This is a genomic window from Clostridium sp. AM42-4 (genome assembly GCF_003480105.1).
In the GTDB taxonomy this organism is placed as follows: Bacteria; Bacillota; Clostridia; order Lachnospirales; family Lachnospiraceae; genus Brotaphodocola.
The window spans coordinates 197,278-213,983 of sequence record NZ_QUIK01000001.1 but is presented as its reverse complement, the minus strand read 5'-3'; the positions used below and the strand labels follow the sequence as shown (position 1 = coordinate 213,983).

Sequence of the window (16,706 nt, the reverse complement as noted above, 5' to 3'; positions counted from 1 at the left end):
CGCCAGATTTTTGTTATGGACTTTAGTCTGTTTCGTGGTATAGTGTTATTATTGAAATGAAAGTTGTGGAACATATGAAAATAAAAGTAATTGCATTTTATTTGCCCCAGTATCATGAAATACCCGAAAACAGTGCGTGGTGGGGCAATGGTTTTACGGAATGGACTAATATGAGACATGCAACTTCTTTATTTGCAGGACATGATCAGCCACGAATTCCGCTTCATAATAATTATTATGATCTGACCAATGCATCGGTATTGCGTTGGCAAACTGATTTGGCACAGAAATATGGAGTGTATGGTTTTTGCCTGTATCACTATTGGTTTCAGGGAAAGCTGCTATTGGAGAAACCGTTAGAGTTGTACAAAGAGCTGCAGGAGATAAAATTTCCGTTTTGTATTTGCTGGGCCAACGAGAATTGGACAAGATCATGGAATGTCCATTCGGAAAATGACATTTTAATTCGGCAGACTTACGGAGATGAATCAGAGTGGAGGACGCACTTTGAATATTTGTACCCATATTTGTCAGATGAGCGTTATATTCAGAAAGATGGGAAACCACTTCTGGTTATATATCGGCCGGAGCGGATTCCAAGACTGAGGGAGCGGCTTGTATTCTGGAATCGTTCGGCACGGGAACGAGGACTTTCTGGTATTGCATTTGCATCGCAACAGCGGGATTATAATATTGCTGTAGACGAGGCCGGCGAACTGTTTTCCTGTCAGATTGAGTATCAGCCTGCTTTTATAAGAAATCGTTTGGAAAATTATTTCAGTAAGAAAAATGGTGTGAGTTGTGTGGAGTATGATGGAGCATGGAATGAGGTGCTGCGGCAGTTTCCGTTAAATGAAAAAAGTGTACCGGGGGCTTTTGTGGACTGGGATAACACACCAAGAAAAGAGAAAAATGGTGTGGTTTTTACAGGTGCAACACCGGAAAAATTTCAAAATTATATGAAACAGCAGATACGGCGTACACGGGACGTGTATCATACAGATATGTTATTTTTGTTTGCGTGGAATGAGTGGAGTGAAGGGGGATATCTGGAGCCGGATGAGCACTGGCAATATGGATATCTGGAAAACTTGAGGGATGCTTTGAATGACATATAAACTTGGGAGAATGTAGTGTGGGAGACATAAATACAAATTGGATTGTACTGACACTTTTAGGAAGTGTTCTGAATTTGCCAATGATCTTAACAGGCTGCCGAAAAGTTTGGACATGGATAAAAAGCCGAAAATTTAATGGAACGTGGGTATTGATGATGAATGGCGACCATAGAACAAGATTTTATATTTGCAAAATACAGGAAGCTTTAGATGGCAAAGTGAAAATCAGAAAATACCACGGCAAGGATTATGATGAGGAATTTGACGTTGGAAACAACCAATATCTGGAACAGGTCCGTTTTGAGGGAATGAAGACGGCGGAAAATATAAATCTTCAATTTGCCACCCAAAAGGAGATTGTCGGCGAAGCACATTTACATATTTTGAATCGTGATTGCATATTGGACAGCTCAAACCTGTATTGGGAAGGAATCTGCACAGAATTTGCCGCGAATGTACAGCAGAAGATTTCCCTTACAAAAGTGAAATCGCTTGAAGAAGCCAGAATACTTATTTCAGAGACAAAAAGAACAGAGTATGTGGCCAAATTGGATCCATGCATAAAGCTTAGTATTATCATCACTGTGTATAATCATGAGAGTGAATTGATGGAGTGTTTACAGTCAGTTGTGAATTTGATCCCTCCGGATAAAATACCGGAGGTTCAGATTATATTGATTGATAATGGATCGCTGGAACATATAGAAAAAATAAAAACGAAATTTTTAAAAGAGCATCCGAATAAAGAACAAGAGAAAATAAAAATAGAGTATGTAAAAATTTTACATCGAGATGTAAATTTTTCTCGTAACATGGGACTTCTCCATGCAACAGGAGAATATGTGTTGTTCCTGGATGCAACAGACAAATTGCTTCAATCTTTTTATCAGAACTTTTTTGAGAATTACGCGTCAGGCGAGTATCCGCTGATATTAGGCGGATACAGGGCTGTGCTAACGGATAATTCATTTAAAGATGTGCAGCCGCAGGCCGAAGAATGTTCTCGTGAAGATCTGATGCTTCATTTGGATTCCAGAAAAGATCTGCAGTTGGGATCTGCTGAGGGAAAACTATATAAGAATGCAATAATAAGAGCTAATCACTGTATGTTTGATTTTGGACTATATGGCGATACACGCTTCAATTTGCAGTATCAGCGTTATATCGTCTGTGCAAAGATAGATGGAGGAATCTGGTATCAATATAGCAAAAGAAATTTGGCACAATATGAAGCAGGAACAACTGTTTCGGAGTTTATTTCAGAGAAGATTAAAGTTTATATGAAATATAAAGAAGCAATGGGAACAATGAAAGGTAAAACAAAGAAGCAAAAGAATGCGGCGGCGGCCCGTAACAAGATGTTGGAAAAATATGAGGAAAGTGTGCTTAAAGAAATTCAGGATAGAATTGTAGGCTAGATGGTATAGAGGATTAAATGTAATGAAAACAATAATTTTATCTCCGGTGTATAATGAAGCAGATCAGCTAAAGAAGCTTTTTTGCAGCTTGGAAAACTACGGAGACCGGGTATTGCTGATTGATGATGGCAGTACCGATGATACTTATGAGAAAATCAGAAACTCTGGATTTAATTATATACGATATGAGAAAAATAAAGGAGTTTCCAGTGCGTTGGCACTTGGAATAACATGGGCTCAGGAGCGGGCTTACGATTCTGTGATTATGTTGGATTCTGATGGACAGCATGATCCAGATTTTATCCCGGGATTTGAAGAACAACTGAAGCATTACGAGTTTATATGTGGAAATCGTTTTTATAATCCCAGCGTTGTTCCATCAGAAAAACTGGCGTCTAATGCGATTATTTCTATGATTGTGAAAGAAGTGTATGGAATTAACTTGTTTGATATTTCCTGCGGTTACAAAGCGTTCAGATTAAGGCCATGGGTGGTGGAAACCATTCGCAAATCCGATCAATTTTCTTTTATTTATGATATTTTTTTTCGTGCTATGACAGAAAATCATAAGATTGGTACAGTGAATATTCCTTGTTTATATCCATCAAACGAATTGCATTATACAAAGCGGATCGAAATTCTTAGTTTCCTGAAATCAATCGAGCACTTTCTGCCATTGGAGAGTCAGCAGTGGATCAATTACAGCGAAGCCAGTATGCAAATTTATCATGGTGAAAACTTTGAACTAATGATTCATCAATTTAAATTTTGGGGTTTTTATTTGAAAGAACAAGACGGATATATCGTACAGACGGATATGGCAAGTCTTCAAAATTATATAAAAGCTTTGAATGTGAGTGAGAATGAAAGAAAGAAGAAAGAAAACCGTATTGCTCATAACAAATTTATATCCTTCTCTGAGACATCCGGAATACGGAGTGTTCGTAAAAAACACAGAGGAGATGCTTAAAAAAAACGGGTGTCGTGTAATTCATGCAGCAGTAAAAAAACGAAAAGGGAGGATTCTAAAGCTACTTAGCTATGTAAAATGTTATGCATATGCATTGCTGACAGGTTTATTGTTCCATGTGGATGTGATATATGCGCATTATATCAGCCATACGATATTTCCGGTTCAAGTCATAAAAAAAAACCGTAGAAATGTAATTGCAGTGGGAAATGCGCATGGTGAAGATATTTGTCAGGATGGAACACGCTACGAAAAGAATTACGAAAAGGCGGTACAGGCCTTAAAGCTGTTGGACTATATGATTGTGCCATCTTCGTATTACAAGGCTTACTTATGTCAGAATTATCGTTATCCGGAAAAACAGATTTTTATATTTCCATCAGGTGGTGTAAATGAACAATGTTTTTTTCCACAGGATCGCTATATATGTCGTAAAAAGATTGGTTTTTGCTCCGATAAGATTTACATAGGCTTTGTTTCGCGTTTGGTTGAGGGAAAAGGATGGGACACGTTTTTGAATGCTGCAGCATTATTTTTGCAGCGCCCTGATGTGGAGAGGAATCAGTATCAGTTCGTGATAGTCGGCGAAGGACCAGATCTGCAGAACGTAAAGAAAAAACAATCAGAACTGCATTTAGAGAAGAATGTACAGTTGTTTCCATTTATGACACAAAAGAAACTTGGAATATATTTTAATGCGTTGGACATTTTTTGTTTTCCCACCAGAAGGAAGAGTGAGAGTCTCGGCTTGGTAGGTTTGGAAGCTATGCGGTGCGGAACTCTTACTTTAATATCGGATGCTTCCGAAGGACCGCTGTCTTATGCGAAAGATGGTATTAATACAACATTATTTTCCGGAAACAATCCCCAAAATCTGGCAGAAAAATTGGCAGAAATCCAAGGTTGGAGTGAGGAAGCGAAAGAACAGATGCGTCAACAGGCAATTCTGACAGGGAAAGAGTATGGATCTGTAAGAATGGGAAAAAAGCTGGAACGGATTTTTGCAGAAATAGAGGGGCAGTATAAAGAACAGTAATTTTTTTGCAGAGACTTTTTGTAAACGCCTCATAGCGAGTTTCTTGCTGTTGCTGACTTTTCAGTCGGACCCATGTTAGCGTCGGGAGATTTCAACCACCCAGAGCCGTTTAGAATCAACCAATTTTAGCCGTTTAAGATTAATCATTTCATAGAAATTGCCATTGTCTTTTCTGATATTGGGGTTAAACTGATGTATGCTAATGAACAGTCAAATCACAATCATGGAAAACAAAAATCCGTTATGGAACATAATCATGTAGCTTTTTCTATCCTGGTGGGCTATAATAGTAACTACTAGGATGATATCAATAAGCTTTCGTTTTACTATAGATAAAGAGGGACAAGCATGTTATTATTTTCAACTATCCTTGAGATTGACCAAAGACTGACAAAAGATGATTTTATAAATTTAGTAATTGAGTGGAATCAGAAAGGCCATCCTGAAAGTGTTATATCTGGGATTGAATGGAACGGAGAAAGAAACATCCGTTTTGAGGATGAAAATAAATGTCTGGAGATTCAAGAATATCGAAACAAGAATATCATTGCAGCTCGATTTGAAAAGAGAGAGCCGGATGGCGCTGTATGGGACACCGATTATATTATGAATTTTTCAGAAATGAAAATGGCAATACGGTTGGATCGTAGTTATATTGAAGAAGCATTAAATGTTGACACAAAATTCTTCACCCCATTCTTTATTTCCATGTTAATTGATCGTGGTTATATTCTGAAGGATGGTAATCTTGAGGTACGGCGTACGCCACTGATCATTGATGAAGAAAATCTTGATTTGATTGTTAATGTTATCAATGGAACCGCAAAATACAAATTGCCAGTTGTAATTATAACGAAAACTTTTTTTGATGAAGACCCCGTGGATGCTAATAAATTAGCGAAGGAATTAAAGGGTGTAGCTCATGTACTCGTACAAGAAACCAATTGCACAAACCTGAGGTTAAAAGAATTATGTAATGGCAATAATGAATATTATGGTGCTATCGGAATATATCATCCAAATCCCGCAATCGGGCATAGGAGATATCTGTACAGAATGTCGGAGGGTATTGACCGTATCCTATCTGACAAAGTAACAAGGATCGTTATGCAGTACAGCAATTCACAGCTGGTAGGCTCCTTGTACACATGGTTTGGGGTAAATAATGCGATCTTGCAGGATCGATTAGCTAGTAAACGTGAAGAAAATGCAAAAGCCGAATCCGGAAGAAAAAAGGCTCTGTATGAGTTGCTTGCACTTAAGTCTGATTTGGATCAAAAAGAAGAGAGCATACGAAAAAAGGCTGTAGGTGAGGCCAAAGAAGAAGCTGATAAAATTCTGGAAGACTTCGAAGAAGATATGCAAAAGAAGGATTCTGAGATTGAAAGGCTGACTTCTGAACTTCAAAAGAAAGAATATGAAATAAGCTGGTTAAGAGCCAAATTAGATTCTATGACAGAAATCCCAGTTCTAGTTGCCGGAGATGAGGATGATTTCTATCCAGGAGAAGCAAAAGATTTCGTGTTGTCTGCGGTGAAAAAAGAATTGTCAGCTACTGAACCAAGAACAAGACGGTATGATGTATTGAAAGATATTTTAGATGCTAATGACTATAAGGCTATCGGTGAGCAAAGAGCAGAAGATGCAAAACGTTTACTTAGCGTATATGATGGGATGACACCAAGATTAAAGAAGAGCTTAGAAGATATTGGTTTCGTTTTTGATAAATCAGATCATCAAAAAGTAAAATACTACGGTGATGACCGGTATACAATTATTTATGCTAGTACCCCGAGTGATAGAGGACACGGTGGAAAGAATAATGTCAGAACTACCATAAAGAAGGCATTTTGATAGGGGTGTCAAGTTTTAAGAGAATTTTATGGGGAGGGAAACCTCCCTGTTGTTTTTTACAACATACTTAGATGATGAACAACAAAAAGTCATTTTCTTAAACTATAGATTTGGACGGTTTTATGTTTGAACACTGCTGGAAGTCTTATTTTATATAGCTTTCTCAGCGGTGCTTTTTGTTTTACTATATTTCTGTTTTCTGAGTTCACCTGGAAGGAGGTTCATATGCAAGAAACATCCCCTATCATGGGCTATATTATGTATCTGGAAAAGGAATACCCGTTCTTGTTTGAGGAGGGAATTCTGCGCTTATTTCCGCCTACCAGGCAGGAGTGGAGAGAGCGGCGTGGGAGTCTTTTTAAAGATTTTGAGAAATTTAAGACGCTGCATCAGAAGCAGGAGTGGATTGGTCATTCTCTGCTGAAGGGGCGGACACAGGATGGCTTCTGCATTGTGTTTTGTGTTTCTAACAGCTCGTCAAATGATAATGGATTTGAGAGCTTTTCGGTTGATTATTACTTTAAATATAATGGAGATTTTCTGGACGAGGAAACGATTTATGGGTTTTCGGTGACGGGGCGCGAGGTTGATTATTTTTATAACCCAAGGCGTGCGTTTGCTATGGACTCGGTGTCTGATGAGTCGGGTAATTCAAGGACGGGAGTGTATGCGGGACAAACAAAGTCGGATACTGCGGGGAGTTATTGGTATAAGAACACAGAAATTACAGTTTCGTTTCATGCAATTCCGACGATTCATTTTCGCTCGGAGACGCCTTTATCTGCGCGCAGCAGGATGATCTTTTCTTTTTCCAGACCGCAGAATCTGGAGTTTCTGATTGATGTGTATGAGCATTGTCTCAGATTTTTCTATTATGTTTGTTATCGGGTGAATGTGAAACTGGTTGCCCTGAATGTGTATGGTATGCGGGAGGGCCAAATTTCATGCGAGGGAGTGGTGGCTTTTTATGGGAAAGAGCATACGGAGGAGCCTGATCTGGAAAAGGCCCGGGAAATCATTACTTACGATGATCTGGAGGGGAAAATGGTGGAGTTATTTCCTCCGCTTGCGCAGAATCAGATCTATCTGGAGCATTTATGTTCTTCGGTTGCGGCCAGGTCTTCGTGGGGGATTAACCGGATCATATTGATGTTTGTGGCATTTGAGCGGGAGTTTCGAAATCTGTATGATGATACGGTCACACGTTCAGAGGCATATGTTGAAGTGCGGGAAGAAGTGCTGAAGTATCTGAAAAAGCGAAAGGAACAATACACAGGGAAGAAGAAAAAATACGTTGGTGAAATAGAGCGGACTTTAAGCAAAACAGAGAATAAATATGCGGACCGGATGGAGAAAGCCATGCGTGATTGTGAGGAAATTCTCCGGCCTTTTCTGAAATATTACTACCGGGATTATCAGCCTGATATGATCGGGGATATTTGTGACAGAATGAATCAGCTGCGGAATGATTCTGCGCATGGAAATATTGACCTGAGAATTGACCCGGTTCATATATCGGATTTTGCGATTTTGGAGAGTCTGGTTTATGCTATGCGCTTGAAGGCGATTGGTGTGGAAACAAGAAAGATACAGGTGTGTCTTCAGACGTTAAAGGGCAATCGGCGGATATGTACGGAATGAAAGTTTGGTGATATTTCGGCAGGAAGTATTTTTGACCATGGCATACGTTCTTTCGTAAACGCTTCAAAGCAAGTACCTGTTCTTAGCTTCTGTTTTCTGCGATAATAGTCTAACACTATACAGAGTCAAAAAAATTAAATACTCAACTTTTTTGACCGACTATGGAGGTCAGACTATGGGCAGTCAAACAAGTTTGGTTGCCGAACAGGTTCACCTGCAGCAGTGGGCGAATAGATTCGAGAATTCGAAATTCCAATGGCATAAAAGCCGAAATTTACAACAATGCTTCTGCAGAAATCATCCGAATCATTATGGGAGAACTGAATCATGTTGAATGATGCGACAGGATTCAAAAAATATATCTTGCTGCTGGCTATACAAATCTGCGCAGAGGGATTGATGTGTTGGCAACTATGATCCGATTCCGATTTCCCAAAGAGGGCTCCCGCACTGAGCCCTCTTTTGAGAACCTACATCCCCTTCATTGCCAATGCCTCCAGTCAGTTAAAAACTACCCAGACTTAGATCTGTTCCCGAAGGAAAAAGGCAATTGGTGAGCCTTGATTCACCATGTATTCCAACACGGTCTGTGTTTTTAAGGAGAGTGGTACGTTTGTCCGGAAATCCAGGCGGTGGCGTGCAACGTAATGCCCGATATATTCTTCCAGATAATATAAGGTGTTATCATATAAGGTTAATCTGCAATCAGGATCTTTGAGTACCAGTTTGTATATCCAGTCGATTCCACTTTCTTTGTACGGTTCCATACCGACGGTATTGAGCAGTTTGGCCAGTGCATGGAGGATGGCTTTCGTGTTTTCGGATTTATCAATGAAATCCTGAAAGAATACGGCTCTTTCTTCTGGGAGCAGGGCGCACCTGTGAACGTTGGGTTTCCATGAGGAGTTGGCAAATAAATAGGTGATGATGAGTTTGTCACATCCATAAGGCACAGGTTCGCCGGCATGAGAATGAAAGGTTTGATTGCCCAATTCGATCATGTACGGTTTCATGAATTCCCATATTTCCCAAAACGTATTGGTTTTTCCGTATATTTCCTGCTCCTGGATCAGGTAGGTGAGGAAGTACTCTACGTTATGGTTCCTTCGCAGATCTGCAAATTTGAAGAATGAGTCGAGCAGGATTTTTTGCTGGCCCTTATTACAATAGAGAAGGACATCGGCAAGCCAGACAACGTAGCGTAAGGTGTATCCGGAAATATTTCTGCGCTCAGTGTGTAGTTCCCGCGCCTCTGCAAAGACAAGGGGCATCACAAGGTCTTTTGTTGCAGAGGCAAGTTGAAAGGCATCTTCTGTTTGTGCAGAAACCAGAGAGAACAGTGTCAAGAGTGTTATGCTATCAAGTGTGGTGAAATCAAAATGATTGAGATCAACGGTGTTATTTGCAAGTGCACGGATGATCAGGTCTTTATTTTGTGCAAAAAAAGCATCATCGGTGGAATCACTGCTTTGAAAAAGCATTGCTTCATACGGTTCTGCAAGGAGCAAAAACAGAGAAAGAAATCGCCTTGCATCTTTGATACTGTGTTTCCAGAGTGCCAGTGCGATTTGTTCCATAACGCAGCTGTTATAACCCCAGTCCTTCAGTGCCAGCCTGAGGAGCAGATAGAGTGGATTCGTATCATCTGCTGATCGTGAGTTTTCTTCATGGACGAGAAGAATCAGTCCGGCCGCAATTGCCTCCATGCCATTTCCAGCCTGGGCTGCCTCAAGCGGGGAAAGCTGCTTAAAGAAGGAGCCTAAGGACAGTATGACATCTTCGCACAAATTGATCTGTTCATTGGATAGTTTTTCTTTAAAATCACGAAGTAAAACGGCACTGGTATACGCTGCAATCGAAGTAAAGCGATGCAGGAGCAGGAATTGATCGTCTGGAGTCAGCCCGTCATAGGTGATCATCCCATTCAGATACTGACAGATCTCATCGAACTCCGGCCAGATCGCAGTTACATCTTCATATTTTTTATATTCCTGAAATTTGGGGTCATTGTGAAATTTGTAGTCACTCCATATCTGTAGATCTGTATATCTTAAACTGTTCTCAGAAGTTATCTGGGTTTTCTGGCTTAAAGCAAGCATATCGTCCGAAAAATCGGGGCGGACGGTACAGATTGCCAGCCCGTCCTCTTGTTTTTGAATGTCGGTGATTGTCTGGTAATGCCGCAGGTCCATTCGGTAGTAGGCAAATTTGTCATTCGGAAGCCAGGTATCTATATCGGCAGTTGCAAGGTCGATCGCATGGTATAAGGTTTGCTTTCGTGCTTGAAAATCAGCCTTTGAAAACTCTGGGCTATGGCTCTGGTATGACAGGATGACAGATTCCAGGCGTTCTTTCCGGTGCGGGAGCCGATTGCTTTCCAGACGTTCTTCTCGAAAGAGAGGCGGGGCAAACGGGGAAATGAATGCAGCGTATTCCTTAGTTGCGCGGTGGGAATCCAGATGAAACAGTTCTTTGGTGCGCAAGAGATCGCAGATAAGCGGAAACAGTTTGTCAGGATATGCCTCGGCAATGCTGACGATCACGGAGGTCAGCATGACATTGTTTGATCTCGTCAACAGGTCTTGGAAGTAAGCAATCAGGATGTCTGGTTTTGTATTTGGGGCTATATGAAGGAGCCATTTCTCAAATCCCATCAGAAGGCTGATTAGCAGATTCGGGCCGACGGAGGTACCACGGTACAGATCCCATAAGCGGTCGGAGGCGGTTTGTCTGACGGGAGTATTGTTTACGTAAAGCGTGATCTGGAAGCATTCTTTATATTCCTGATTTAAAAAGGAATTTACATAAAAAGTACCTGCCTGGTTAAAAAGGTCGACGAGAAAATCTGTCGTAAGGATGTAATTTGTCTGCAGCAGGGAAAAGACAGGTGTTTGGTAAGCACTGGCGTTCTCGTACATAAAGTCCATATGATGAGACAACCCAAAATATTCCGCCATATACGGCTGGTGATAATAGGAAGCATGTTTGGAAGTGGGCTGCAGCCATAGCGCTTCCATCAGATGAAGGGTTATTTCGGGCATGGCAAAAGGAACGTATCCATAGTGGTAGGGACCAGATACAGCACATTCTGCCAGTTTAAGATACATTTTGGGTGCTTCTGGTTCCGCGTCTTCGTCCGGAAATGGAAACCGATGGTTCGATTGCTTCTGTTTTGCTTTGTTTGCTGCATCAATGACAGTCTGAAAGATGTCTTTAAGTGGATCCTGGATCATCCATGCGGAGTTCATGAGGACATCCTGCAGCTTTTGGATTTGTTCTGTTCTCATGTCGTACCGCAGATTACGATTGGCGGATAGCTTATGGAACAGAAAAATTCCGATCGTGCCTGCGATCTTGGTAATTTCCGATTTCGAATGTTCGATGTGTTTGGTCCAGGAGTCCAATAGTTCGATTGTGGCAGATATAAGACTTTTATCCCAGGCAATGTTATCTTTTTTATTCAGCAGGAATGTAAACAAGGCCTGCCAGGCGTATCCAGATGGCTTGGAAAAGCGAAATGGAAGGAGATTACCCTTCTTCCAGTACTGCTCTGTATGATCGGCTGCGCGGCAGCAGGTATTGATCAGGAAAGAAACTTTCTTTAGCAGTTCATAGTTGTTATCTGTCATATGCAGCGTAAGTGTCTGGTAAATTTCTTTTAAATGATCTGTGCTGAGAATGGTCAGAAGAATTTCGTCTTTCCAGATCTGTGAAACTTGTTCGCAGTCAAGAAGATGGAAAATAAGTTCCTGATGGGTGGGATTGGCAGCAAAGGCAGCCAGCCATTCGCGGAATAGCTTGCGGATGCGGAGTGAGGCACGAAAAGGTGCAAAAAACTCCTGATCCTGAATACCATGCCGGTATTGTTCTGCAAAAATATGACCAGCTACCAGCTCTTCAAATACGTCGTGACTGTGACAATAGGTCTGGGCATCATCGCTCTGGATCAATATTCCGGCTTTTTCCAGCTCGGCGAGTGCATCGTGATCATCATTTGCCTGTATCGTGTAAAAATAACTTTCGTTTTGGAGCATATTCATGGTCAGGGAGATCAGGGCGGTTTCCCTCCGCACCGGCAGATTGTTTTTTCTTTTCCGGTTGTCACGGATAATGTCATTCCATATTTTTTCTTCAAATGCTTCTCTGGTTAGAAACAATATCGATGCATCCTCCAGATGATCAAGTGCCAGATATAATCCCAGATAGAAGGGAGCGCAAAGAAGGTCCAGTAGTTTTTGATCCTGTGGAAGACAGAACTGATAGGTAGTGGACAGTTCACGCAAAGTATCGTGACTGACCGGGGAGAGGTGATAGGTCTGTACGTTGATTTTATGTAACAGAAGGTTCTGGAAAGACTCCTTATAAGCACTTCGGATTGTCAGGATTAGTTTCCAGCCGGAGTGGATGAAAAGGGCAAGGATATCTTCGAAGGTTTGCTGGTTTTCGAGAACAAAGTATTTTTCCACTGCGTCAATGTAAAGGGTACGGTTTTGGGCATTCTGGTAGACATTCATCAGTTCATTCAGATTTAATTCGCCATACGGAGCCAAAAACTTCAGTGTGTCATCTACATCCAGATCGGTACTTTTAAAAACGAGGAAGGCAGAATCGTTCGTAAAATCTGTTGCAAGCTGTTTGGCCAGAGCGGACTTTCCAGAGCCAGCATTTCCATCTATGAGTAAAACCTGATTGTCCGAGTGAAGGAAAGCAGTAAGATTCAGATCGGCATTTGCCAGGGTGATGTCTGTACCCTGATATCGCACACTTGTATGAATGTGTTCAAAAAGATCCTGTTTGTGTTTTTCGAGATTTTCGTAGCAGGACTGTACAGCAGAATCCACCTGAAAAAATACATTCCGGCAGATGGTAAGTTCTTTGTCCTGCATCAACTGTGCTTCGATATGGCTGGGGACGCGCCATACCAGTTCAATACCAAGTTCTTTTGCTGTTGCTTCCACATGTTTCTGATAGGCTGGTACGACATCATCCTTTTTGGAGCTGGGAGAAAATTCGCGGCTGATATAAAAGTAGAGCGTTGTGATGCCGGGATATGTCCTTGCAGCGCCTTTTACAGCCTCGGTTAATTCATTTTCTTTCGAAGATAAGAGAACGCTGTCGGCATAATATTTGGACTGAAAGCCGATATAGCGATCGTCTATGAGAATGGGATTCGTTTCAATGTGGGGCTGGTTGAAATAACGGAAAATGCCGTATGGCTGGTGAAATTCATGGCAGAAGAGACAGTAAGTGAGGTTTTCAAAAGCACGCTGTGGATTGGCGGCATGCTTGTATTCAAATGATTTCCAGTTGATAGATGTTTCTGGGAGCATGGCGTCGGAACCTCCTTTTCGATAATTTTTTCATGGAAACGTTCCATTAATCTATGATATAGTTATTATACCATGACAGACAATGGGGTTCCATATGGTTTGGGTATGGATGCGAGAAAGGATACAAAGGAGAAAAGTTCGTGATAAATAATGATCTTCCAATAACTCGAAGCAGTCAGGATAAGCTAACAGGAATCTTTTACGACAAAACTGGATGAAATCGTGAAAGATATTCCTGAAAATAGGTGGAATCCATCTGAATGGCAGTGGCTCTATCATTATGGACTAAAATCTTATATTCATACTTTTCTGGATGTAAATCGTTTTACAAATACATTTTCTCTTAAATATGGATTGCTGAAAGAGGAAACGAATCCGATAGATCTGTTAGGAATTACTACTTTACAGGTATTTGAGCCGCAATTATATTCAAAGCTTTTTTACTATAAAGATATTCTATGTGGTGGGAATAGTTGGTATAGTGCAGAGCGCCAGGCACAGGAAAAGAATAAAATTGAAAAGGGATTGCGGATATTACTGGGCGACGGAAGTATGTTGCAAAACCCAGAGGCAGCTGAAAATATACTGGGAATTCTTTTCCCGAAAATAACAGTATGTTTGGATTCCGCTCATGGAACGTGGCGCGGTTATGAACACAATGGATTTTTGGCAGATAACAGAGTTGCAGTATCTGCATGTTTTGAACGGTATTTTTCATTCTTGCTGGAAGAAGAAGCAGTATCTTCAACGGTAATTTATCGTATGTTATATGAAGCAGATGCAAATGCTTTTGCCGGGGCTCTCGGAAAATTGTATGAAGATGGAAAAATTGTACCGGCATTTCAAAAAATCCAGGCATATGTAGCGGAACAAAACAGATATCCGTTACCGTTGGTACGCAGCGAACTTATAATAAGATGCTTGATGGAACAGTGGCATTTGTTTAAAGTAAAAGAAACAGGTCTGTTCAGTTATCCGTTTGCATGGCGCTTGATATCCTGTGTAGAGGCACTGTTAAAAGGAATGGAAGAGCCAGAACGATATGTTCTTTTAAGGCAGATATTTGAAAATAAAAAGATCCAGATTCCTACGCTGGCTTTGATACTTCAGAAGCTAGAGCAGCAACACGGGCGCTTTACGGATAGAAAAGAATCAGAAAGAGAAACATTGCTGATATTAGAGCATGTTTCGGAACTGGAAAAAATTTTTAAATCGCGGGGAGTAGAAGCCTTGGATTCTGGAATTGCATTAGAACAGCAAGATGGGCTGAATTTCTTGTGGTTGCTAGAACAGATTGCTCCAGAGATCGTATCAGATAGGAAAAAGAAACTAATCTCAGACAACTGGTCTTTTGCAAAAATTATTAGTTATTGCTGTTCCTCTGGAGCTGCAGAAATTGGCATGACAGTTAAGCAAACAAGGCATATTGATTTGAAATGTTTGGAAACATTTATTTCACTGGAGGATGCTGATCACAAAGCGCAAAATTTAGTAAAGAAGCGACTGTTTCAACTTTTATCAGAAGAAGATCAGCGGAACATCGTAACATTTTTATTGAAGAGAAAACAGAAAAAAGAATATGCCGATGCAGAGTACGGAATCAGTGAAGATAGGATACAGGAAGAATTGGATAGTTTGAGAAGCGGAAAGAAAAGGGGGTGAATCGTCGGAAAAATGGTATGATAATCAGATAGCTGAGAGCTAGATAGTGTTTTTTGTACCTGACTTTAGAAAGTGCTGTTTTTCTCCAAATAATTGCGTGTAAACCGCCCTTTTCTTTGATAGCCCAAATTTGAAAAATACCGCTGGAAGCCTTATTTTATATAGCTTTTTCAGCGGTGTTTTTTTGTTTTACTATATATTTTTTTTCTAACAGATATGGTTTGAAAAAAATTTTATGATTTTACAGGCTCGCTTCTGGTTCGGTGTCTTTGTCTGGAAATGGAAATTGATGATTCGGTTGCGTTTGCGACGGCAAAGGACAAGTCTTTATAATAGCAGTTTTGCAAACGGGAATTAAAAAATACATGAAAATGAGGTATTAGACTTGAAAAAGAACAAATGTTTTGTTAATATAGAACCATAAAGCTTAATAGAAAATAAAAAAAACAGGTAATTTTACACATGAACGGAGACTGTGAATAAAAAATATGAAAAACAGAAAAAAAGACTCAGGCACAATAAAAGAACAATTGCCATTTTCACAGAGACATCCCAGAATTAATTTTATGATGGGATTGGCTTTACTAGTGTTGATTGTGCTTATCACGATATGGTTGATCTGGTTTGTTCTTTCTAGCTGTGGAAAAGGAATTGATAAAATAGTTATTTTCTTAAAAAAGTTTGTAAGTACAACAGATAAAGTTATTATTGTAGCAATGATAACAGGTACAGTATCTATAATAGGTGTTGTTTTTACATCTGTAATAGCGAAAATTATTGACTATCGATATAATGTAAAAAAATACTTGTATGATAAAAGAGAAGTACCGTATGAGCAGTTTATAAGTATGGTTTACACGATTATGGCAGATACGAAAAAGCCATTAAATGAGCGTATGACGGAAGCTGAAATGAGTAAAATGGTAGCAGAGTTTTCCAAAGGATTAACATTATGGGGATCTAATAAGGTAGTAAAAAAATGGCTGAAATATAGAAAGGCATCAATAGAACAAGCCAATCCAGAAACTCTTTTATTGTTAGAAGACATCATATACGAAATCAGAAAAGATGTTGGACAAAGAAAAAAACTTGGAAAAGGAGATATGTTATCATTTTTCATCAATGATATTGAAAAATTAGTTGGTAAGAAGTAAATATGCCTGTTACAGAACGATTTTTTAAGCTATCTAAAAAGTTAAAAATACAATGTTGATATAATGGCGAACAATTGATTTTATAATTTATCCTGAATTATTCACAGAGCATTTCTAATTTAAAGATTGCTCTGCGAATCAAAAAATTGATCCGCTGCAGCCGTAACTTGACGGACTCGGTCCTCTCGCTGAACATAAATGGGTCCTGCGGAAAAATCAGTTTTCATGATCCGGAAACAGGCTTATATCTGCCATCTGCTCTCGCTGATCTTCAGGATGGATTCTGGTGTGTCCTCAAAGAAATCTGTACAGACAGCATAGAGACCATTGTATTGAGCCTCCTGGGCAATCTTTTCTTCATCCAGAAAATATAAGATATCTGCGATTCCTTCGTCTTCTGTAACAGCTTCTTTTTCGATAAATCTTAATAGATTGTGTCACGATGAACTGACGGTTTTGGGTATGATTCAAAAAGCGATTGCTTTCGGAAGCAAGTCCTGCATCTGAACAGAAAATAAATTTT

The 16,706-nt window shown here is 40.1% G+C and carries 9 protein-coding genes; 8 read left to right on the top strand and 1 reads right to left on the bottom strand.

Annotated elements, in window-relative coordinates:
• The first annotated feature begins 74 nt into the window (after nucleotides 1-74).
• The 6 genes from DW922_RS00920 to DW922_RS00895 all read left to right on the top strand — a co-directional run bounded on the left by DW922_RS00920 (nucleotide 75) and on the right by DW922_RS00895 (nucleotide 8,037).
• On the top strand, nucleotides 75-1,118 hold the full coding sequence (locus tag DW922_RS00920) for a glycoside hydrolase family 99-like domain-containing protein (protein ID WP_347560241.1): 1,044 nt from the start codon (nucleotides 75-77) through the stop codon (nucleotides 1,116-1,118).
• A 17-nt stretch (nucleotides 1,119-1,135) separates the two neighbouring features.
• On the top strand, nucleotides 1,136-2,536 hold the full coding sequence (locus DW922_RS00915) for a glycosyltransferase family A protein (protein ID WP_147353349.1): 1,401 nt from the start codon (nucleotides 1,136-1,138) through the stop codon (nucleotides 2,534-2,536).
• Between the two features lie 22 nt (nucleotides 2,537-2,558).
• Entirely contained in the window at nucleotides 2,559-3,506 is a 948-nt protein-coding gene (locus tag DW922_RS00910; RefSeq protein ID WP_118721278.1) for a glycosyltransferase family 2 protein, read from the top strand.
• Nucleotides 3,400-4,542 carry a glycosyltransferase family 4 protein gene (locus tag DW922_RS00905; protein WP_118725507.1) on the top strand — a complete coding sequence of 381 codons (1,143 nt, stop codon included), beginning with the start codon at nucleotides 3,400-3,402 and terminating at the stop codon, nucleotides 4,540-4,542. Before DW922_RS00910 ends, DW922_RS00905 begins: the two co-directional genes overlap by 107 nt.
• Before the next feature lie 348 nt (nucleotides 4,543-4,890).
• Nucleotides 4,891-6,396 carry a hypothetical protein gene (locus DW922_RS00900; RefSeq protein WP_118725506.1) on the top strand — a complete coding sequence of 502 codons (1,506 nt, stop codon included), beginning with the start codon at nucleotides 4,891-4,893 and terminating at the stop codon, nucleotides 6,394-6,396.
• 225 nt (nucleotides 6,397-6,621) lie between these two features.
• Nucleotides 6,622-8,037, top strand: a complete 1,416-nt coding sequence (locus tag DW922_RS00895) for a hypothetical protein (RefSeq protein ID WP_118725505.1) — start codon at nucleotides 6,622-6,624, stop codon at nucleotides 8,035-8,037.
• Nucleotides 8,038-8,558: 521 nt separating this feature from the next.
• Here the strand turns inward: DW922_RS00895 and DW922_RS00890 are convergent.
• The gene (locus tag DW922_RS00890; RefSeq protein ID WP_118725504.1) at nucleotides 8,559-13,367 is read right to left on the bottom strand and encodes a hypothetical protein; all 4,809 of its coding nucleotides are present in this window, start codon (nucleotides 13,365-13,367) and stop codon (nucleotides 8,559-8,561) included.
• A 222-nt stretch (nucleotides 13,368-13,589) separates the two neighbouring features.
• On the opposite strand from DW922_RS00890, the gene DW922_RS00885 reads away from it, so the two are divergent.
• Entirely contained in the window at nucleotides 13,590-15,029 is a 1,440-nt protein-coding gene (locus DW922_RS00885; protein ID WP_118725503.1) for a hypothetical protein, read from the top strand.
• A 488-nt stretch (nucleotides 15,030-15,517) separates the two neighbouring features.
• Complete coding sequence (locus DW922_RS00880) at nucleotides 15,518-16,183, top strand: hypothetical protein (RefSeq protein ID WP_118725502.1); 666 nt, start codon at nucleotides 15,518-15,520, stop codon at nucleotides 16,181-16,183.
• Nucleotides 16,184-16,706 lie beyond the last annotated feature (523 nt).